The sequence below is a fragment of the Ereboglobus sp. PH5-5 genome (assembly GCF_029504805.1).
GTDB lineage: Bacteria > Verrucomicrobiota > Verrucomicrobiia > Opitutales > Opitutaceae > Ereboglobus.
This window is the reverse complement of sequence record NZ_JAQFIT010000006.1, coordinates 169,431-191,430: the sequence shown is the minus strand read 5'-3', so window position 1 is coordinate 191,430 and position 22,000 is coordinate 169,431. Positions and strand designations below refer to the sequence as shown.

Here is a 22,000-nt window from a genome sequence, read left to right as displayed (position 1 = left end):
GGTGCTGTGAGTGAAAGGCGGGCGTGCGCGTGTGAGCAGTGGATGTTTTTGCCTCAGCGATAAAGATTTTTTTCGCGGATCAATTCAATCGTCTTGTGCGGGACGAGGTAGTTGAGCGACAGGCCGCCCCGGACGCGCGCGCGCAGCTCGGTCGAGCTGATTTCGATGAGGTGCCCGTCGCAGCGGTGCAGGCGCAGTCCGGGAACGGGTGTGTGCGTTTTCGCGGGGTGCCCCGGGCGTTCAAGAAAAATGAACTCCACGAGTTTTGCCAGTTCCCCGATTTCGCGCCAGAGGTGCAGGCGCGGGAGCTGGTCGCCGCCGATGATCCAGTGGAGCTGGTCGTCGGGAAATTGTTTTCGGAAATGGCGCGCGGTGTCGATTGTGTAGCTGATGCCGCCCTTGAGCAGTTCGTAGTCGGAAACCTCGAAGCGCGTGTCCCATCCGACGGCGGCGCGCACCATCGCCAGTCGGTCGGCCGCGGGGCATTGCGCGTCGCGCGGCTTGAGCGGGGCTTGAGCGGCGGGCACGAGGATGAGGCGGTCGAGCTTGTGCTGCTCGAACGCATCTTGCGCGGCGACGAGGTGCCCGTAGTGAATGGGGTCGAAGCTGCCTCCGAGGAATCCGATTTTCATGGGAGCAGCTCCATTTGCGTGTCCTTGAGCAGGTCGTAGTTTTTCAAGATGCGCATGACTTGAAGCGTGTAGCTTTTTCCGTAGCTGCGGTTCACCTCGATGCGCTCGAGCAGGTCGATCAGCATGGCGCGAAACGATATGATCGCGTCGACGCCGCGCTCCTTGAGCAACTGCACGCTTTGCGAGCGAAACGGCTCCGCTGTGGGGAGGCTTGGCAGCACGAGGATTTTGGCTGGCTGCTCCGCGCTTCCGGGTTCCGCGCCGGCGGCGTCGGGCGGAAACAATCGCGACACTTCCTTGAGCACATCCTGCTCCAGAAAACTGAAAATCTCCGGGCTGTTCTTGAGTGTTCCGGGTGTGAAGCGGTCGGTGTGCCACGCTTTCACGGCGATGATGCCGCGATGCACAAAGGGCAGCTCGCCCGAAAGGAGGAAGAAGTCCGGCTTGCGCGAACCGGGTTGATAGGCGGGGTTGTAGACGAGCAGGTCGATTTCCTCGTCGCCGGTTTTCTTGCGCGCCATGACTTCGTATTTGCGAACCTGCCGCACCAAAAATCCGTTTTGCTCGAAATACTCGCGGACAATGTCTTCGTCGATGGCTGACATGGAGGAATTGGAATGCGCGTTATAATGCGGATTCGGGACGGGTCTGCAACAGGCAAAACAGGCGGGGGCGGGTAAGGCACATCTCAAAATTCTGGCGAAAAGCGCATGCCAATAGGAGCGGCGTTCTCCAGGACGCCGGACGCGATGAAGGCGCGCCCTGTTCGGGAGGTGAAAACCCAAGGAGCACTCCGTAAAGATGTCCGTGCGCGCCGATGAATCAGCGGTCTTGTCTTGTATCGCGCATGAACGTTTAATCCGCGTTGAAAACAAAGCCTCACAAATGCCCGCGAACACACCAGACGCCTTGCAACACGATGGACGCGATTTGGTTGTCGTGCTCCACGGAGTCGGAGTCACGTGCCGGTGGATGTCGCGTATTGCGCGCGCGGTCGAAGAAGCGGGGTATCGCGTGGTCAACCGCACTTATCCGTCGCGCAAATTGCCACTCGAAAAACTCGGCGCGCAGTGGCTTCCGCGGTTGCTTCTCGAAAACGGTGCCGCCGAAGCGCCGCGGATACATTTTGTGACTCATTCGATGGGCGGCATTGTGGTGCGCCTTTGGTTGCGCGAGTGCGGAGATTGCCTGCCGAAAAACCTCGGGCGCATCGTGATGATTGCCCCGCCAAATCACGGCAGCGAGCTTCCCGACCGGTTGCGCGGTTTTCCGCCTTTCCACTGGTTCACGGGAGTCAATGGCCCGCGACTCGGCACGGGCGATGATTCATTGCCGCGCCAGCTTTCACTCAAGGCGTTTCCAAAAGGCGCAGAACTCGGCATCATCGCGGGCAACCGCACGCTCAATCCGCTTTTTTCCCACTGGATCAAACGCGAAAGCGACGGCACGGTGAGCGTGGCGAGCACCCGGTTGGACGGAATGTGCGACCACATCGTCATGCCGCATTCGCACACGGGGATATTGCTGAGCCGTCCCGTTGCCGCGCAGGCGGTGCATTTTTTGAGGGAGGGCAAATTTGACCGGACCGTTCCCTGACTTCGGTTGCGCCGGGAACGCCGGGACGGCGGCGAAATCGTGATCCGAAACTCGACAGCGCGGGGCGCGCGGGTTCCATTTGCGGGATGAAAGAGGTTTCCTGCCGTCCAAATTGCGGGGCGTGTTGCATCGCGCCGTCAATTTCCTCGCCGATGCCGGGGATGCCGGACGGAAAAAAGGCCGGCGAACGCTGCGCGCACTTGCTGGCGGATTTCCGCTGCGAATTGTTCGGCCAGCCGTCGCGCCCGTCCGTCTGCGCCAGCCTCCGGCCAACGGCGGAAATGTGCGGCTCGTGCCAGGCGGACGCTTTGAAATACCTCGCTGCGCTGGAGTTGGAAACGGCGCCGGACTCTTTTTTATATTAATAATATGGCCGTTGAATCGTTACCTGAAGAAAGACACACGTAATGAAACCCTCCATAAATTCGTTTAACCAATCCTTTCGCGCGCGCACATTCTTGGTGCTTTCAGCCCTGTTCTGTTTGTGTTGGATTACGGCGTGCAGTGACAGAAAGGCTGACGAAGGACCGCTGTTGTTTTCAAAGGGCGTGACAAAGGTGTTATCCGTCGAGCGCATTCTTGATACCAAAGCACGAATAGAAACGGAGCGCAGCGAATACGGCATCACCACGATAAAAGGGATCTCCGCCGATTTGAATGATTTCGGCGCAAGGGGATTTCTTATAGAGGAACATGGTGTTCCCAATTTTATACCAAACCGATTTTATGATGTTACAATATATCAAAAAAGCATGCCCACAATAGACAGCCTCCATTCACCGCGCCCCGTTTGCGGAGGGATTAAAAGAGAGGTTTCCTGGCATAATCTCATAATAAGAATTAAAGAGGGTCAGAATATAATATATGATGCGTCTGTGTGCAAACTGCACAACCAGCGGATGAGGTTTGCTCAGGTTGCCATTTCATATGGATATCCGATGCCGCCTTCCCAAGATTATATGGAAGCGCACGAAAAGCGTTTTCCCAATGGGGTTGATTATACTTTGGGTGGATGTGTGCGCACGGATGATATCGTGGATCGCAAGTTTATCTGTGATCAATGCGCCAGCGAGTATTCCAAGTGGCAGCATGAGGAATATGAAAAGAAACAGAGGGTGGGAAATTAGAGTAGAGTTTTGCAGGCACTTCCTTGAAAATTGAATATTGCATGTTCAATTTTCAAGAAAGTGGGCGCGGCGATTGGTTATCATAATTTCTCAACCAGCTCCGGAAGACTCACCGCGGAGACTCCCGGGGCGAGCGCGCTGGTTGGCGCGGGGGTTTTGGCGGGGCGGTGCACCAAGTAGGCGTCGGCAATCTTGTCTTTCATCGCGGCGGCCAGTGAGCGCATGGGGACGGCCATCGCGGGAGCGGGCGTGCGCGTGGCTTTGGCTTCGACGAGGTGGACGCGGCCTTTGCCGGCGGGAACCAAGAAGTCCACTTCCAAGCCGCGTTCGTCACGGAAATAATAAAGTTCCTTGCGCGCGCCACGGTTGATTTGGTTTTTGAGGATTTCGGAGGCCACATAACCTTCCCATAGGGTTCCGAGGAACGGGGATCGTTCGAGTTCAACGCGGGTTTGGATGGCGAGCAGATGGCAGGCGAGCCCGGGGTCGAGCCAGTAGAGTTTTGGCGATTTGACGAGCCGTTTGCCGAAATTCTCGAAATAGGGCGGTATGAGCGCAATCAGGCCGGTTGTTTCCAAAATGCCCAGCCATTGTCCGATTGTGGGGACGGATATGCCGAGCGGGGCGGCGAGGTCGCTTTTGTTCAAAACCTGTCCATGGCGGCTGGCGAGCAGGCCCATGAAGCGGCGGAATGTGCCGAGGTCGCGGATTTGCGTGATGGAGCGCACGTCGCGTTCGAGGTAGGTTTGCAGGTAGGAGGAAAACCAGAGTTCGCGGGCCGACGGGCGGGCGATCACCTCGGGAAAGCCGCCTGTGAACAGGTCAACCTTGGGCGACTCGGTTTGCGACAGGGGCAGCAGGTGGAGGATGGCGGCACGTCCGGCCATCGACTCGTTGACGCCGGTCATGAGCGCGGATTCTTGCGAGCCGGCGAGCAGCCAGCGTCCGGTCTTGCGCGGGGCGGCATCAATGTGGGTGCGTATGTAGGAGAGCAGCTCGGGCGCGTTTTGGATTTCGTCGAGAATGACCGGCAATGTTTGTTCGTCCAGAAAGGAGCGCGGGTCGCTTCTCACCCGGGAAAGCAGGTCGGGATCCTCCAGCAGATGGTAGGCGGCGTCGGGGAAACAGTGTTTGAGGATTTCGGTTTTGCCGGCGCGCCGCGGACCGGTCAGCACCACGGCGGGAAACTGACGCGCCGCCTTGAGCAGCACTGGCTCGAGTTGTCTGTTGATGTATTTCATTGTGGTGAAATTTAAAATGATACTTTAAATTTCACCACAATTGGCAAGCTCAGTTTTGGTCAAGAATCAAACCGTTCGACTGTTTCAAAACACCCAGGCCATGCCGAATTTTATCCAAAGGGGGATCGTGATGATGCCGAGGATTGTCGTGCCGATCACCACTTGCGCGGCGGTCAGGGGCTGGCCGTTGTAGTGTTTCGCAATCGCTATCGGGAACATGCCGGCGGGCATCGCGGCTTGCACGATCAGCACGCATTTCATGTCGTCCGTGAAGGGCAGGTATTTGGCAACCACCAGAAAAACCAGCGGAAACACGCCGAGGCGCAGGATGCAGGCGATGGGGGTCACGCGCGAGTGATAGAGCGCCGAGGGATGCGCGAGGTATTCGTGGATTGTGCAGCCGATCAGAATGATGCCGATGGTCAGCCCGCAGAGGCCGCAGCGGTGGATCGTTTCCATGAGGAAGCCGGGAATGTGTTCGCGCAGGCCGGTGAGGTTGAAAAAGAGTCCGAGCATGAGCGCGATCAGCGGACCGTTGATGAGTTTTTTCCAGCCTTCGCGCAGCGAAAGACCGGCGAGCACGAAGATGCCGACGGTCCAGACCGCTGCTTCACCGCCGACGGCGTGCACAAGTGTGAGCCCGATAACGGGCGAGTGCAGGCCGAATAGCGCGCCGCAAACGGCAAGCGCAAAATAACTGTAGTTGTTTATGCCCGAAGCAAAGGCGAAGGTGCGCAGGCCGTGGCCTTGCGTGAGCCCGAGAAGCCGCCCGAGGTAGAGCGCCGCGACGATGCTGCTGCCCATGAGAATAAAACCGGAAACGGGCGCGGCGGCGAGGTTGGCCGGGTTGCGGAGCGCGTCGTTATTTAGGACGTTTTCGAAAATAAGGCAGGGATAGAGGCAGTTGACGACCATGCGCATGATGCTGCCGTCGGCCTCGGGCGTCACCCATTTGAACGCGCGCAATCCCACGCCGATGGCGACCAGTCCGAAGACGGGAACAATCGAGAGCAGGACGGCGGTGTAGGAAAAGGACATGGGAGGGATGATTTTCGATTTTGGATTCTCGATTTTGGATTGGGCGCTGCCGCGCCAAAGGGTGTTTCGGAGTTTAGGGTTTGGGATTCTGGCCTTTTGGCTTTCTGGTTCCCCGGCTTTCTGGTTTCCTGGCTTTTTGCAGCGCGTTGCGCATGGCTTCGACGGGGATTTTTTCGCCGGTCCAGATTTCGAGGGAGCGCGCGCCTTGGTGGATCAACATCGAGAGGCCGTTGGCGCGGGGGATGCCGAGCGCGGCGGCTTGCGCGAGGAGCGGCGTTTGCGGCGGGTTGTAGATCATGTCGAAAACGGCGAGCGGGCGAGCGTTTGCGGGGAAGGCGGCGAGGTCGATGGGCGGCGCGTCGGCGGGGCGCAGGCCGGAGCTGGTGGCGTTGATTATGAGAAAGGCTGAATGACTGAAGGGCTGAAAGGCTGATAGCGGGATATCGCCGGCAAGGGGGCGCATGGCGTCGAGGAGGGCGTCGAGGTTGGCGCGGGTGCGGTTGGCGATGGCCAGGCTGGCGCAGCGGCGCTGGAGGCACTCGACGGCGGCCCCGCGGGCGGCTCCGCCGGCGCCGAGGAGGAGGATGTGCGAGTCGCGGAGTTCGAGGCCGAGCGTTTCGCGGATGGCGGTGGCGAGACCGTGGCCGTCGGTGTTGGCGCCGTGCCAGCCGTTGGCGGTCCATGTCAATGTGTTGACGGCCCCGGCGGGGGCGGCGGCGGGGTCGATTTCGGCGACGCAGTCGAGCGCGATCACTTTGTGCGGGGCGGTGAGGTTGAGGCCGTGAAATTTTTTCTCGTGAAAAATTGCCAGCGCGCGCGGGAGGTCCTCGGGGGCGATGTCGAAGCGGTGGTAGCGCCAGTCGCGGTAGCGGGGGTCGCGCGCGGTCATTTGGGCGAGCGCGGCGTTGTGCATGAGGGGGCTGAGCGAGTGCGCGATGGGGCGGCCGAGCACGGCGAGGTGCGTGCCGGGGCGGCTCCAGGTTTCGAGGTCGGCGAGTGTGTAAACAGTGGTGTCGGCGGTGCTCACGGATTTGCGATTGGCGAAGTTGTCTAAAAAACGGGATGGCGCCTCGAAACGCCATTAAAAACAACGGCCCGCCCCTTCAAGCGAGGGGGCGGGCCGTGATGGAAAACTTAAAAAGCTTCTTTTTTAGAATTTCAGAACGGCCTGGACTCCGGCCATGAATTCATACTTGACCATGCCATTGTCGCGAAGCTCCTTGTCGAAACGGGTGTATCCCATCTCGGTGCGGATTTCGAGGTTCTTGGTGACTTCGTATGTGACGGGCGAAACGGTGACTTTCCAGAAGTTGCCGTAATCTTTCCTGTCGCCGAAGCTGAAGCGGCCGGCAATCGCGATCTTTTCGTCGATTTGCTGCTTGGCCATAAGCATGGCGTAGAAGGTGTTCTTGGCGTCGGCACCCTTGATCTTTTCACGCATGAGGACGATTTCGCCGGCAACGGTGATGTCTTCGCCGATTTTGCGCTCGAGCCAGATGTCGGCGGTGAAGGTCTCGGGTTCGTCGGCATAGGGATCGACACCGCCGAAATCCTGATAACCGGCCTTGGTGTATTGGTAGGCAAGGGTCATGCCGAGCGTCCATTGCTCTTCGGTGTAGGTGAAGTTGCCTTCAACGCCAAAGCCGTCGCGCACGTCGCCGTCGCCGCGGTAGAATTCGTCGTTCACGTTGTAAACGGAATCGACGGCGGAGAGGCCGAGCTTGGCCTTGTCGTTCACGTATTCAATTCGCACGCCCTGCTGATAGCTGGGGAGGATGTTGTTGAAGAGTGAATCGGAGATGGTCGCGTTGCCGTATGAGCTGAAGGTGTTGTCAACGAGGTCGAACGATTCGTAGCCGAGCCAGGTGACGAAGCGTCCGGCGGAGAGCTTGAGCTTGCTGCCGAAGTCGTAGCTGACGTAGGCGTCGAGCAGATGGATTTTGCTGGCGCCGGCATCGGTGTAACCGCTGATGGTCGCGGTGATTGGCGAGAAATCGAGCGTCACTCCGAGTTTGGCGGCATCGATATCCATTGTGGTGTCGGTGCCTTGCTGCTGCACTTTGTTGTAAGTGATCGAGCCGGCGGCGTAGCCGAAGAGGCTTACGTTTTCGTTGATGGCGAGATCAGCGCGAATTGCCAGGGTTGAGAGAACGGAGGCGAGGACAGCGCCGGCGATCTTCAAGGAAGCGGTTTTCTTCATGTGGAATGTTATGTAGTTAATCTTTGCTTGGCGTGGATTGATGTAATACTACGCGGGCGCAGCATGCATAATATGCCGTGCCAAGGCTGAATAGGTGGGCTTTTTGACACGAGGTGTCCAGTAAATGTTACAAAATAATTCCCATAATTTTTCCGGCTTGTGGAAACGCGATTGTAAAAACGGCCAAAATGCGGGGGGCGAATATTTGCCCTTTCCTTTCGCGAAGGTTTTCGCCTCATATCAAGGGCATGTCACATTCCGTTGAAAACGTCGTCATTATCGGCACTGGTTGCGCGGGGCTCACCGCCGCCATTTACACGGGGCGCGCCAATCTCTCCCCGCTCGTGCTCGAGGGGGGGCAGCCGGGCGGACAGCTCACAACGACATCGGAAGTGGAGAACTTTCCCGGTTTCCCGCAGGGAGTGGACGGCTTTCAGCTCATGGACAACCTGCGCCAGCAGGCGGCGAAATTTTCGGCGCGCTTCGAGACGGGGCGCGTGGTGTCGGTTGATTTTGCGTCAACTCCGCTGAAATTGCGCACCGAGGAGCGCGAGATTTTGGCGAAGGCGGTCATCATCGCGACCGGCGCGGCGCCGCGCATGACGGGCGTGCCGGGCGAGAAGGAGCTTTACGGCGGCAAGGGCGTTTCGACCTGCGCCACGTGCGACGGCGCGTTTTACCGCGGCATGGACATCGCGGTGATCGGCGGCGGCGACAGCGCGTGCGAGGAGGCGCTTTTCCTGACGCGTTTCGCGAGCAAGGTTTACCTCGTGCACCGGCGCGACGCGTTGCGCGCGTCGAAGATCATGGCCGGGCGCACCGTGGCGCATCCGAAGATCGAGATGGTCTGGAACAGCGTGCCGGTGGCGGTCGAGGGCGTGGCGGAGGGCGCGGTCAGCGGACTGCGCGTTCGCAATGTGAACAACGACGTCGAGAGCGTTTTGCCGATCAAGGGGCTGTTTGTCGCGATCGGCCACGAGCCGAATACCGCGCCGTTTGCCGACGCGCTCGTGACCGACGGACAGGGCTACCTGAAGCCCGCCGCCGGCTCGCAAGTGCGCACGCACATCCCCGGCGTTTATGTGGCGGGGGATTGCGCCGATCATGTTTACCGGCAGGCCATCACGGCCGCGGGCATGGGTTGCCAGGCTGCGATTGAAGTCGAGCGCTGGCTTGCCGAAAACGAGGCCTAATCCGGTCTCCGGGTCGCACCAGAATCTTTTTTTGAAAACAAACATGTCTCTCGAAGTGAACGATAACAACGCGCCGGCACCCGTCGGCGACACACAAACCGCGGAGACGCCCGAGCAGGCGTTGCGCAATTCGCTCAAACGCTGCTCGCCCGCGACGGTTGAGGCTGCGATTAAGTTCCAGTCCTCGCGCGAGCCCTCGCTCGTGCCCGCGATCGTAATTGGCATCATCGAGCGCTACGTCGAGTCCGACCTGCGCCCGAAGCTCCGCGAAAACACCGACGACGTGCGCCTCGTCGACGATCTCGGCATCGACTCGCTCACGATGATGGAGATCGTGATCCTGACCGAGGAAGTGCTTCAGGTGCAGATTCAAAACGACGAGTTGCGCAACTTGCGCACGGTTGGCGACGTGAAGATTTTCATTGATTGCAAGCTCCGCGGGCTGCCCTTGCCAAAACCCACGCGGTTTTTCCCCATCGAGCAAATCGCCGCCGTCATGCCGATGCAGCCGCCCTTCCTTTTTCTCAACGAGGCCTCGGTCGGCAACTCGGGCGCGCAGGGCAAATACCAGATCACCGGCGAGGAGTTTTTCCTTCAGGGCCATTTCAAGGACAACCCCGTCATGCCCGCGTCGTTGATGCTCGAGGCGCTCGGCCAGCTCGCCGTGTTTGCGATTATCGAGGGCGCGCTTCCCGCCGAGCCGGGCAATGAGGACAAGCCCATCGACCCAAAGACAATCTACTTCACCTCGTGCGACGGCGTGCGCTGCCACCGCGTGTGCAAACCCGGCGACCTGCTCACGCTTTCGGTAAAGCCAAAGCGCGTGCACATGCCCCTCGCCACATTCGAGGGCGCCATCCGCGTGGGCCAGGAAAAAGCCGTGATCGCCGAGGAAATCACGCTCACGTTCGGCTATGCCGAGCCGGCGCCGGAAGTGGCGAAAACACCGGAGGTTGGGGAGGCAAAATAGAAGCGGGTCTTTTGCGTTGCTTAAAAAAACGTAAAAAATCAGGCGGCCGGAATGGCCGCCGCCACTATTTTTTTGCCACCACATGAAATGCCGTGTGTCTTTGTCCGTTTCCACTCATGTCCAAAGTTTTTATAACCGGCCTCGGCTTTATCACCAGCATTGGCAATGACGCGGCAAGCGTCAGCCAAAGCCTGCGCGAGTTGAAACATGGGATGGCGCTTTATCCGCCGTTCCAGCGGCCGGATTGCCCCGTGAAGGTGTCCGCGCCCATCAAGGATTTCAGCACCGATTCCTTTGATCCCGAGGACTGGACGTATCCCGACCGATATTGTCCGCGTCGCGACACGCTTCGCAGCATGGGGCCGAACGCCTTTTACGGTTGGTGCGCCATGCAGCAGGCGGTCGAGGATGCGCGGCTCTCCGAAGCCGACACTTCCAATGAGGACACCGGCCTCTACGCAGCGTCGGGCGGCACTCCCGGAATGCTCGGCCACCTGTTGCACCGCATGCACACGCAGGGCGTCATGCGCTGCCCGCCGCTCGGGATTGTGGCGTCCATCGCCGGCACGCTTAACTTCAACCTCGTCGCGCATTACAAGATCAAGGGCGCGTCAACCGGGTTTTCGTCGGCGTGCGCGTCGTCGTCGCACGCGCTCGGGTTTGCCTTTGATGAAATCTCGCGCGGACGCCAGAAGCGCATGTTTGTCGTCGGCGCGGAGGACGGCAACATGGACGCGATCCTGCCGTTCGCCGGCATGCGCACGCTTTCGCAGCAAACCGATCCCGCCAAGGCCTCGCGTCCGTTCGATGCCGCGCGCGATGGATTTGTGGGCACGGGCGGGGCGACGGCGCTTGTGCTCGAAAGCCAGGAGGAAGTGTTTCGCCGCGGCGCCACGCCCTATTGCGAAGTTTTCGGTTGGGGGCAGGCGTCCGACGGCCATAATGTCGCCATTTCGCACCCCGAAGGCTCCGGGCTCGCGACCGCCATCCGGCATGCGCTTCGCTCCACGGCGCTCAACCCCGCCGACATTGATTACATCAACGCGCACGCCACCTCGACGACCATCGGCGACCTTTCCGAGGCGAAGGCGATTCGCTCGGTGTTTGGCGACGCGGGGGCGCGTCCGCTCGTGAGCAGCACCAAGGCGCTCACCGGCCACGGCCTTTCGCTCGCCGGCGCGATGGAAACCGGTTTTTGCGCGCTCGCCCTTCGCGAGGGGTTTATTCCCGGCTCCGCGCACATCACCGAAATCGACCCCGGCTGCGCCGACCTGAACATCATCCGGAAAACGGAAACCAGGCAAGTCACGCACGCGCTTAACAACAGCAGCGGCTTCGGTGGCGCGAACGTGGCGATCGTGTTGAGAAAAGTGTGACGCGGTTTTTCTGTCGCGATGCTTTCCCGGAAACACAAAACAGCCTTCATCACCGGCGCGTCTTCCGGGATCGGGCGCGCCATCGCCGAAATGCTTCTCGCCGAGGGCGTGCGCGTGTGGGGCACCGCGCGCGACACCGCGCGGCTCGCGCCGCTTGCGCAAAAACACCCCGGCGCCTTCACGCCCGTCGCGCTTGATCTCGATGATCCCGACGCCGCGATGACGGCGCTGGAAAACGCCGCCTGCGATGCGGGCGAGACGGGCACGACGGCCGATGCGCTCGGGTTGACGCGCTCTTTCGACCTCGTCATCAACAACGCCGGCTACGGTGTGTTCGCGCCTTTTGCGTCCGTGGATTTTTCGCTTTGGCAAAGGCAGCTCGACGCCATGCTCGCCACGACGGCCCGCCTGGCGCAAACGGCGTTTCGCTCCATGCAGGCGCGCAGGCGCGGCTGCCTCGTCAACATCTCCTCGCTGGTTGTCGATTTTCCGCTTCCCTACATGAGCGGCTACAACATGGCCAAGGCCGGCCTTTCCGCGCTCAGCGCCAGCCTTGCGTTTGAGGCGCGCGGCACCCCGGTGTGCGTAATTGATTTCCGTCCGGGTGATTATCGCACCTCGTTTAACCGCGTCATGCAGCCCGGGGCCGGGAATCCCGCCGGGGGCGCGCAAGACGGGCGCGTGGCTTCCGTGTGGAAGACCGTTGACGCGCAGTTCAACGCCGCGCCGCCGCCCGAACGCGCCGCGCGCGACCTTCGCCGCGCGCTCTATCGCGGGCGTTCCGGCACCGTGCGTTCGGGCTCGTTTTTTCAGGCCAGGCTCGCGCCGCTGGGCGCGCGTTTGCTGCCCGGCCGGTTGCTGCGTGCGATCGCCGCGCATTATTTTGGAGACCGATGAGCGACGCGCCCGCACAGTCCTCCCCTGAAAAACTCCGCATCCTCGTGCTCACGTCGAGCACCGGCGGCGGGCACGACGCGCGCGCGCAGGCTTTTGCGGAATGGTGCTACCAGTTGTATCCCGGCCATGTTGATGTGCGCATCGAGCAAATGCTTGAAAAATCCTCAATGCTCAACCGGGGCGGTGTCAGTTTTTATAACTGGATACAAAAGAAAATCCCGTTTTTGCACACGGCGTTTTTTGGGTTCGTGGAAATATACGGCCGGCTCAACAACCACAGCGTCGTGCTAGGCCGCGGTTATTACAGGAATGTGCTTTGCGAATACCGCCCGCATCTTGTGCTCAGTGTGCACGACTGCCTGAACCGCGGTTATTTCCAGCTTGCGCGCAAGTTGCTCGGCCACGAACGCGTGCGCTGCGCCACGTATTGCGGCGAGTTTTCCGGCGGCTGGGGCTACAGTCGCAACTGGGTGGAGCCCACGGTTGACCTTTACATTTCGCGCACGAAAACCGCCAATGACTATGCGGTTAAAAAACTCGGCATGGTCGCGGCCCGCACGCTCGTGCGCGGTCACTTCATGCGCCCCAGCGCGCATCTCGAAGAGGTTGACGCGGCCCAGCGCGCCATCTCGCGGAAAAAACGCTACGGGTTGCGTCCCGATGCGTTTACCGTGTTTCTCGCCACCGGCAGCAATGGCGCCAACAACCATTTCGAGCTCCTGCCCGCGCTGGTGAAGCATCGCGACCGCTGCCAGGCCATCATTATTTGCGGACACAACCGCGACGTGTATAACAAGCTCATGCGCTGGCGAGCCGAGAACCCCGGATTTCGTTGCCATATCGAGGGTTACTCGGAATCGGTGCACTTGCTCATGCAGGCCTCCGATGCGATTGTCACTCGTGGCGGCACGACCACCTGCGCGCAGGCGCTGCATTTTTCCTGCCCGATTATTTTTAATGGCTTCGGCGGGGTGATGCCGCAGGAAAAGCTCACGCTGAAGTATTTCCGCAACACCGCCGGCAGCAGCATCATTCGCAACGCGGATAATTTTGCGGAGATCATCGACCAGTGGATGACCGCTCCGGCGACCTATCGCGCTTATAGTGAAAACTTTGCCAAGGCCCGTTACGAGGAGGACCCCGCGCGTGTGATCGACGAACTCGTCGCGCTTGCCCGCGAGGCCGACCCGCATTTGGCCGAACCGATCCGCCAGCCCTTCCCGCCGGTTAACGGCAACGGTTTTTGCGCAACAACGAAGTAAGCGCCTTGGGCGTATCAAACGCCAAATGGCGCGGGTGTTTTCTTTTGACGGGAACTGCGAGAAACAACCGCCCTGTCATCGGAAGCCTGAAAAATAAATTCGTTTATAAGTGGCTCGTTCGATCGTGCATATGGAATATGTGTAAAATGACGAAAAAATAATTTTTTTAGAAAATCGTTCTTTCAATGAGACGCGTTTTCCTCCAGCGCTATAGGTTTATCACCGATTAATTGCATTAATCGGCTGCTGGTAAAATCTCATCACCAGAATTATTTCACACTAATTTTATCAACTTTATTCACTACATGGTGCGCTGAAAGCACTGGGAAAATATCATGCAAAACCAAAATCAAGGCAAGGCGAGGCGCTCTATCCGCACCCGCAAACGCAACATCTTTTTTGTGCTCCCGCTTCTCGCGGCCTTTGCGCAGCCGATGCCGGGACAGGTAAACCCCATCCCGAGCGGCACTGCACTTAACAGCTTCGCGCTTAATGGCGGCACATACAGCCTTTCCGGAACGCTCGTGACCACGGACGTCGGGAGCGCGGGCATTTGGTTCGCTTCGGCCAGCGACCTCATCATCGAATCCGGCGGTTACACGCGGGGCGGAAACGCGGGAGTGAACATGGCGGGAGGCAGCACACTGACCAATGCGGGCGTGATTAGCGGCACCAAATCCGATGCCAATGGCGCTTACGGACGGGGCGCCGTGACGATCACCAACAAATCCACGGGCGTCATTTCAGGCACCAGTCGTGGCATTCATGTGGACAACGGCGCCGCGATCATCACCAACGACGCGGGCGGCCTCATCCAAGGCGGCTATCGCGGCATCCAACTCAACGCTGGCGGCGAAATCACGAACTCCGGCAGCATCGTTGGAAAAAGCAACCACGGCATTGAAACTAATTATGTCTCGGTGCTCGTCACCAACAGCACCAGCGGCCTCATCCAGGGCAACACCGACGGCCTGCACATGGGCGCGGGCGGCACCGCAGCCAACCACGGCACGATCAGCGGCAGAGACCGCGGTCTCTATGCGGGTAACATCGCGAAGGTGACAAACGAAACCGGTGCCACAATCCAAGGCCGCTCCAATGGCGTGGTTCTGAACAAGGGCGGCGAAGTGGACAACCGCGGCACGATCAGCGGCACGACGGACTACGCAGTCCGCATAAACTCGGGCGAGGGTCGGGTCACGAATTATGAAGGCGCCACGATCAACGGCGGCGTTTACGCCGGCGGCACCACGGCCGTGATCAACAACGGAAACATCTCAGGCAACAGGGGTGTTTACCTCTCCTCGAACTCCACCCTTTCGGGAACCGGAGCCATCGACGTCACCGGCACCGCTTTGATTGCGGAAAACGGAGTCTCGCACACCAATGGTGCCGACAACCTGCTTCGCGGCGGCGTTACGGGCGCGCATTTCCTGAGTGGCGGCACGCTCACAAACTCCGGCACCGTCATTGGCGATGGCAACATCGGTGTTTATGCCGGCGGCTCTGTGCTCATCACCAATACCAACAACGCCCTTATCCAGGGTGGTAATCGCGGCATATCACTCAACGGCAGCGGCACCGTTCGCAACTCCGGCACCATCAAGGGCACCGGCGACACAGGCATTTACGCGATCGGAGTCGCAACCATTGACAACGCTGAAAACGCGCTCGTTCAGGGCGGCACGCATGGCATCGTGCTCGCCACCGGCGGCACGGTCACAAATTCCGGCACCATTAAAGGCGACGGCGGATGGGGCGTGCAAATTGGCGGCGGCGAGGGGCGCGTCACCAACAACGCAGGCGGCGCCATCATCGGCGGCATCTTCGCCGGCGGCACCACCCAAGTGAAAAACGACGGCACCATCACCGGTGCCAACGGCGTTTATCTCAGCGCGAACTCCACCCTCTCCGGCACCGGTATTATCGACGTTGCAGGCATCGGCCTCACGCTGGCGAACGGGGGCGCGCACACAAACAACGGCCTGATCAAAAGCGGCACCACCGGCGTGGTCTTCGAGGGCTCGGGCTCGCTCGGCAACACCGGCACAATTCAGAGCGCCGGTGTCGGCGTTTCCGCCGTCGGAGTCGTCACCATCACCAATGGCGCCGACGGCCTCATCACGAGCGATGTCACCGCCGTCTCCCTGAGCGCGGGCGGCACGGTCGCCAACTCCGGCACAATCATTGGCGGCATAGACTACAACCATGGCATTTATTCAGGCGGCCTTGTCACCGTCACCAACGATTCAGGAGCCCTCATTCAAGGCCCCGACAGCGGCATCTACCTGGGCGTCGGCGGCACCGTCAGCAACGCCGGCACCATTACCGGCGTCAACGGCCAGGGCATTTACGCAAACGGCATCGTGGAAGTCGATAACGCCGCCGGCGGCCTCATGCAAGGATACTGGCACGGCGTCCGGCTCGACGCCGGCGGCACCATCGTCAACTCCGGCAGCGTCATCGGCGACGTCGGCCATGGCATCGAGGCCAATTATCAAGCCGTGTTCGTCAGCAACACCGACACCGGCCTCATCCAGAGCAACGGCAAGGGTGTTTCCCTCGGCGCGGGCGGCACGGTTGCCAACTCCGGCACCATCATCAGCACCGGACAGCACGGCATTTATGCCGCAATCGGCGCCGAGGCCACGATCAGCAACACCACCGGCGGCCTTGTCCAAGGCGGCATCATCGGCGTCGAGCTGGCCGGCGGCGGCACCATCGCCAACTCCGGCACCATCGCCGGCGGCGCCTCCGGTTGGGGCGTTCAGGTCGCCACCGGCGAGACCATTGTCACCAATGCCGACACGGGCGTCATCGTTGAGGGCGTTTACGCGGGCGGCACCACGCAAGTCACAAATGACGGCCGCATAACCGGCGCCCTGGGTGTTTATCTCGGCGCCAACTCCACGCTTTCCGGCACGGGCACCATCGACGTCACGGACACGGCTCTCATTCTTGCGAACGGCGCCACGCACACCAACGCCGCGGAGGCTTTTATTCAAGGCGGCACCACAGGCGTGCGTTTCGAGGGCACGGGCTCGCTTGGCAACTCCGGCACCATCATTGGTGTGGTGGGCCAGGGCATTGACGCCGTCGGCTCCGCCGCAATCACAAACGCCACCGGCGCCCTCATTCAAGGCGGCCATCACGGCGTGCAGTTGGGCTCGGGCGGCACTATCGCCAACTCCGGCACCATCATCGCCCAAAACGCGCACGGCGTCATATCCTGGAACAACGCCACTCTCGTCACAAACACCACCGGCGCGCTCATCCGGGGCAACCAGCACGGCGTCGAGTTGGTTGCCGGCGGCACCGTCACGAACTCCGGCACCATTGTTGGCGTCACACAGGACGGCCTGATGGCCGGCGGCCCCGCTGAAATCACCAACGCAACCAACGCCCTCATCCAAGGCTCCGGCCACGGCATCCGGCTCGACGCCGGCGGCGCGGTCACCAACTCCGGCACCGTCCTCGGCCAAAGCGGCCACGGCATCGAGGCCAATTATCAAGCCGTGCTCGTCAGCAACACCGGCATCGTCCAAGGCGCCGCCAGCGGCGTCTCCCTCGGCGCGGGCGGCGCGGTCGCCAACACCGGCACCATCATCGGCGACAGCGCCCACGGCATCCTGTCGTGGAACAACGCCACACTCGTCACCAACGCCGCCGACGCCCTCGTTCAGGGCAATCAGTATGGCGTCGAACTGGTCAATGGCGGCACCGTCACGAATTCCGGCACCATCATCGGCGAGAACGATTGGGGCGTGAAAGTGAACGACGGCGCGGCGCTCGTCGCCAACAACGCCGGGGCCACCATTAACAACGGCATCTACGCGGGCGGCTCTGTTGAAATCACCAACGACGGCCTCGTCGGCGGGAACAAGGGTGTTTACCTCAGCGCCAGCTCCACCCTCTCGGGCACCGGCACCGTCGACGTCTCCGGCGTGGCTCTCGAACTGGCCGATGGCGCCACGCACACGAACAACAGCACCATGCTCCTCAAGGGCGGCGAAATCGGCGTGCAGTTCCACGGCAGCGGTTCGCTCGGCAATTCCGGCACCATCATCGGCGACTCTTCCACCGGCGGCGGCATTGGCATTTACGCGAACAACAACGCCGCCACAATCATCGTCACCAATGAAGCCGCCGGCTTGGTTCGCGGCGCCGATAGCGGCATCGTCACTTACAACAGCGGCACCATCACCAACACCGGCGCGGTCATCGGCGAAACCGGCAACGGCATTCGTGGTGGCTCATCCCCTGTCACCATCACCAACACCACCGCCGGCGCCCTGATACAAGGCCACGATTTCGGCATCTACATGGATGCAGGCGCCATTTACAACTCCGGCACCATCATCGGCACGGATAACAACGGCATCCAGACCGCCACCGCCGACATCGCTGTCACAAACGACACCGCCGGCATCATCCAAGGCGTTAATTTCGGCATCTACATGAACGGCGGCACCCTGGCCAACTCCGGCACCATCATCGCCACGGACAACGTCGGCGCCCAATCCTCCGAGTCCGTCCACATCACCAACGCAGGCCTGATCGAAGGCATTGCAATCGGCCTGTATCTCGAAAAGGGCGGCACAATCTCGAATACCGGCATCATCACGGGCGGCACCGGCTACGGCGTGGGCGTGGGCTCGGGCGTCGCGGAAATCACCAACAACGCCACCGGCATCATCAACGAGGGCGTTTTCGCCGGCGGCACCACGCAGTTGATAAACGACGGCGCCATCCTCGGTCACTATGGCGTTTATCTCGCCGCGGCCTCCACCCTCACCGGCACAGGTTACGTCAACGTCACCGGCACCGCGCTCATCGCCGAGGACGGCGTCGCGCACACCAACGACACCATGAACCTGCTCCACGGCGACATCGTCGGCGTGCATTTCCTCGGCTCCGGCACGCTCACCAACTCCGGCACCATCGAAGGCGCGGGCGACACCGGCGTGTATGCGGCGGGCCAGGCGCTCGTCACCAACACGACCGGCGGCATCATCACCGGCCCCGTTTACGCAATCAACCTCGCCGCCGACGCCGCCAACGAAGTCCGCCTCTGGAACAGCAGCACGCTCGCGGGCAACCTCGGCATCGCGGGAACAAACTCGCAACTCACCCTCATCAGCAACGACACGCTCAACGCGCAACGCCACGCCGACGCCGTCACCGGCAGCACGGAGTTCACCGGCACCCTCGTCAAGCAAGGCGCGGGCACCTGGATCATCGACACCGACCCCGGCGCGGGCATGGAGCAAGCCGCCACGCTCGTCCAGTCCGGCACGCTCGTCGTCGATTGGGACGCGCACCAACTCAACGCCGCCAACAATGCCGAAATCGGCATCGACGCCGGCGCGACCCTGCAAATCTCCACCACCTCCAACGCGACCACGACCCTCACCAACCCGCTCGCCGGCGCCGGTTACGTTGACCTCCACAGCACCGCCACCGATCCCGGGGCGACCTTCGGCCTTCAGCCCTCCGCACTTGGTTTCACCGGCACGGTCGGCATCCGCGGCGACTCGCAACTCGCCTACTTCCGTTTCGACGACGACGCGGAAAACGCCCTTGCCGACGCCACGCTGCGCCTCGGCCAAAACTCCGAAACCACGCTCGACAAGGACCGCGAGATCGGCGGCTTCGACCTCTTCTCGGGCGTCTTCTTCGTAAACGCCAGCACGACCGGCACCACGGTCGAACCACACACGCTCACCGTCACCGGCACGCTGCACGGCACCAGCGGCACAATCGGCGTGCACACCGACGTGCTCGGCGGACTCGACCTCCCGAAACCGCCCGGCACGGGCGGACTCACCGGCCACATCTTCGACGTGGACGCGCTCAACGACAGCGTGCTCAACAGCAAAGTCATCGTCTCCGCCACCGAGTCCACCATCATCGGCACCGCCTCATACGACCTCGTTGACAGCGCCACCAACGCCCTCGGCCAAAACTCGACAGTCGATTTCTACAACAACGACGGCGACACCATCGTCGGCAAAACCTACTACGGTTACAAAGCCACGCACGTCAGCGGCACCGGCATCGTGCTCGACTACGGCCTCACCCAAATCGAAAGCACGCACACCGATCTCCTCGTCGAAATCGACCCGACCGGCTCCCACGACAAAACCCTCAGCGCCAAACTCAGCGGCGCCGGCGCGGGCTTCGCGTTCAGCGGCACCGAACAAATCACGCTCGCGCAACAAGCCACCTACACCGGCCAGACGCAGCTCATCAACTCCGCCACGCTCAAGGCCGGCGTCGCCAACGTGATCGCCTCCTCCACCAAGGTCACCATCAACGCCTCCACCGCCTTCGACCTCGGCGGCTACGACCAGACGTTGCAAAACGTCTCCGGCGCGGGCGACATCCGCCTCGGCGACAAAACCCTCGCCATCGCCAACACCGAAACCGGCCTCGAATTCTCCGGCACGATCGACGGCACCGGAAACCTCGCCCTCAACGCCGCCGGCGAGTGGACGCTCACCGCCAACAACACCTACACCGGCACGACCATAATCGGCGCCGGCGCGCACCTCCAGCTCGGCACCGGCGCGGGCGGCTCCACCACCGGCATGATCGCCGACGCCAGCACCGTCGCCAACTCCGGCACACTCACCATCAACCGCTCCGACGACCTCGTTTACGGCGGCGCCGTCACCGGCGCCGGCATCCTCGTCCAGCGCGGCGCCGGCACCACCACCCTCACCGGCGCGAACAACATCGCAGGCGGCATCGTCGTCGAGCAAGGCGCGTTGCAAATCGGCAGGGACGACACCAGCGGCTGGGACGGCGGCGTCATCGCCGCCAACGTCAGCGTCGCGGACGCCACCACGCTCATCTTCAACCGCTCCGACCTCGTCACCTACACCGGCGTCATCAGCGGCTCGGGCAACGTCTCCACCATCGGCGGCGGCACCGTCGCGCTGACCAAGGCGCAAACCTACACCGGCGAAACCCGCGTCGGCGCCAACAGCACCCTGCGCACCGGCACCACCAACGCCATCCAGACCAGCAGCCGCGTGTTTCTCGACGGCGCGCTCGACATGCACAACCACGCGCAACAAATCAAAAACCTCACCGGCAACGCGGGCCGCATCCATTACAGCACAAACAACGGCCTCGCCACCACCTACACGAACCTGACAATCACCGGCACGCTCGAAGGCACGACGACCAGCCACATGAACGTGGACCTCGCCAACAAAAACACCGACATGCTGATCGTCCAAGGCGCGACCAGCCTCGCCACCGGCACGCACTACGTCGAGTTCACCCAGACAAACCTCACACCCATCGACGACGCCACGCGCACCTACGCGCTCAAAGTCGTCGATTACGTCGACGGCGATCCCGTGTTCACCTCCAACATCGTCGAATCGGGCATGTTCACATTCCAGCTCTACAAAGGTGACGGCGGCCTCATCATGCCCGACGACACCGCCTTCTACCTCTCCGGCGGCGACGCCCTCAGCCGCGCAGCCGACGCGATCCTCTTCACCGCCGGCATCATGGGCCCCTCCTGGCACTTCGATCTCGACAGCGTGCACAAACGCCTCGGCGACATCTACGCGCACCGCGACCGCGACACCAAGGACGAGGACGAGGGCTCCGTCTGGATGCGCGTCAACAACTACCGCCTCAACGCCAGCTCCGAGCTCGGCGGCAGCGCCTTCGAGCAGGACAGCTACGGAGTCACCGCCGGCGCGGACAAACTCCTGCGCCGCGAAACGGCAACGATCGCCCTCGGCGGCTTCATCGGCATCTCCCGCCAGGACCGCACCTTCGACGACGTGCGCAACCAATACGGCGACGGCAGCAGCAACACCGTCGGCGCCGGCCTCTACGCGCTCTGGATGAACGAGCAAAACTGGTTCGTTGACGCCGTCCTGCGCTTCGACCGCACCAGCAACAAACTCAACGCCCGCGGAGTGGACGGCTTCGTCTCCCGCGGCAAATACACCAACTACACCCAAGGCGCGTCGGTCGAGTTTGGCCGCCGCCTCGTCCGCCCGTCGATTCAAACATCGAGCGGCAAACTCCTCACCTTCTGGACCGAGCCCCTCGCGCAAGTCGCCGTGGCCTGGATCAACGGCGCTGATTACACCGTCTCAAACGGCGTGAGCCGCGACCTCGAAGTGCGCGTCGGCGATTCCGACGCGTGGCAATACCGCCTGCAAGTGCGCACCGGCGCGAACTACGGACAATGGATGCCGTATCTGAAGTTTGGCGCCGTGAAAACCGACACCAACGGAGGCGAAGTCACGGTGGACGACCGCGAGTATCAACCCTGGTTCGACGGCTGGCGCACGGAGCTCGGCCTCGGCGTGGGCTATCAAATCAATGACAACGGCCAGTTGTATTTCGATTATGAATACAACAAGGCCCAACGCTACGAACGCCCCTGGGTCGTCAACCTCGGCTACCGCCGCGCCTGGTAAAGAAGGCAACCA

General features: G+C 61.4%; 15 protein-coding genes. 9 read left to right on the top strand and 6 right to left on the bottom strand.

All coding sequences use genetic code 11. From position 1 onward, the window contains the following. Window positions 1–53: 53 nt before the first annotated feature. Together nadD and M2103_RS05595 are read right to left on the bottom strand one after the other, a co-directional pair. Window positions 54–632 carry a nicotinate-nucleotide adenylyltransferase gene (gene nadD / locus M2103_RS05600; protein ID WP_277509281.1) on the bottom strand — a complete coding sequence of 193 codons (579 nt, stop codon included), beginning with the start codon at window positions 630–632 and terminating at the stop codon, window positions 54–56. Further along, entirely contained in the window at window positions 629–1,237 is a 609-nt protein-coding gene (locus M2103_RS05595; protein ID WP_277509279.1) for a hypothetical protein, read from the bottom strand. The genes nadD and M2103_RS05595 overlap by 4 nt, the downstream gene beginning before the upstream one ends. Window positions 1,238–1,517: 280 nt before the next feature. Between M2103_RS05595 and M2103_RS05590 the strand changes: the two genes are divergently transcribed. From M2103_RS05590 to M2103_RS05585, 3 genes are all read left to right on the top strand, one after another. After that, window positions 1,518–2,228 carry an alpha/beta hydrolase gene (locus tag M2103_RS05590; protein ID WP_277509277.1) on the top strand — a complete coding sequence of 237 codons (711 nt, stop codon included), beginning with the start codon at window positions 1,518–1,520 and terminating at the stop codon, window positions 2,226–2,228. An 86-nt stretch (window positions 2,229–2,314) separates the two neighbouring features. Then, window positions 2,315–2,593 (top strand): YkgJ family cysteine cluster protein, encoded by a 279-nt coding sequence (locus tag M2103_RS13220; protein WP_343215394.1) that lies wholly within the window; start codon window positions 2,315–2,317, stop codon window positions 2,591–2,593. A gap of 42 nt (window positions 2,594–2,635) precedes the next feature. Further along, window positions 2,636–3,355, top strand: a complete 720-nt coding sequence (locus tag M2103_RS05585; protein ID WP_277509275.1) for a hypothetical protein — start codon at window positions 2,636–2,638, stop codon at window positions 3,353–3,355. 80 nt (window positions 3,356–3,435) lie between these two features. Here M2103_RS05585 and M2103_RS05580 read toward each other — a convergent pair whose 3' ends face one another. The 4 genes from M2103_RS05580 to M2103_RS05565 form a co-directional block, all read right to left on the bottom strand. Beyond that, window positions 3,436–4,596 carry an ATP-binding protein gene (locus M2103_RS05580; protein ID WP_277509273.1) on the bottom strand — a complete coding sequence of 387 codons (1,161 nt, stop codon included), beginning with the start codon at window positions 4,594–4,596 and terminating at the stop codon, window positions 3,436–3,438. 84 nt (window positions 4,597–4,680) lie between these two features. Beyond that, window positions 4,681–5,634: an AEC family transporter gene (locus M2103_RS05575; protein ID WP_277509271.1), complete on the bottom strand. Its 954-nt coding sequence runs from the start codon at window positions 5,632–5,634 to the stop codon at window positions 4,681–4,683. A gap of 73 nt (window positions 5,635–5,707) precedes the next feature. Further along, window positions 5,708–6,661, bottom strand: a complete 954-nt coding sequence (aroE, locus tag M2103_RS05570; RefSeq protein WP_277509269.1) for a shikimate dehydrogenase — start codon at window positions 6,659–6,661, stop codon at window positions 5,708–5,710. A gap of 123 nt (window positions 6,662–6,784) precedes the next feature. Further along, window positions 6,785–7,834 carry a porin gene (locus M2103_RS05565; RefSeq protein WP_277509268.1) on the bottom strand — a complete coding sequence of 350 codons (1,050 nt, stop codon included), beginning with the start codon at window positions 7,832–7,834 and terminating at the stop codon, window positions 6,785–6,787. A gap of 248 nt (window positions 7,835–8,082) precedes the next feature. Between M2103_RS05565 and trxB the strand changes: the two genes are divergently transcribed. The 6 genes from trxB to M2103_RS05535 all read left to right on the top strand — a co-directional run bounded on the left by trxB (window position 8,083) and on the right by M2103_RS05535 (window position 21,988). Further along, entirely contained in the window at window positions 8,083–9,027 is a 945-nt protein-coding gene (gene trxB / locus M2103_RS05560; RefSeq protein ID WP_277509267.1) for a thioredoxin-disulfide reductase, read from the top strand. 43 nt (window positions 9,028–9,070) lie between these two features. Further along, window positions 9,071–9,997: a phosphopantetheine-binding protein gene (locus M2103_RS05555; RefSeq protein WP_277509266.1), complete on the top strand. Its 927-nt coding sequence runs from the start codon at window positions 9,071–9,073 to the stop codon at window positions 9,995–9,997. Between the two features lie 116 nt (window positions 9,998–10,113). Then, window positions 10,114–11,373, top strand: a complete 1,260-nt coding sequence (locus M2103_RS05550) for a beta-ketoacyl-[acyl-carrier-protein] synthase family protein (RefSeq protein ID WP_277509265.1) — start codon at window positions 10,114–10,116, stop codon at window positions 11,371–11,373. A gap of 18 nt (window positions 11,374–11,391) precedes the next feature. Then, complete coding sequence (locus M2103_RS05545) at window positions 11,392–12,270, top strand: SDR family NAD(P)-dependent oxidoreductase (RefSeq protein WP_277509264.1); 879 nt, start codon at window positions 11,392–11,394, stop codon at window positions 12,268–12,270. Next, window positions 12,267–13,532 carry a glycosyltransferase gene (locus tag M2103_RS05540; protein ID WP_277509263.1) on the top strand — a complete coding sequence of 422 codons (1,266 nt, stop codon included), beginning with the start codon at window positions 12,267–12,269 and terminating at the stop codon, window positions 13,530–13,532. Before M2103_RS05545 ends, M2103_RS05540 begins: the two co-directional genes overlap by 4 nt. Window positions 13,533–13,867: 335 nt before the next feature. Then, entirely contained in the window at window positions 13,868–21,988 is an 8,121-nt protein-coding gene (locus M2103_RS05535) for an autotransporter outer membrane beta-barrel domain-containing protein (RefSeq protein WP_277509261.1), read from the top strand. The last annotated feature ends 12 nt before the right edge of the window (window positions 21,989–22,000 follow it).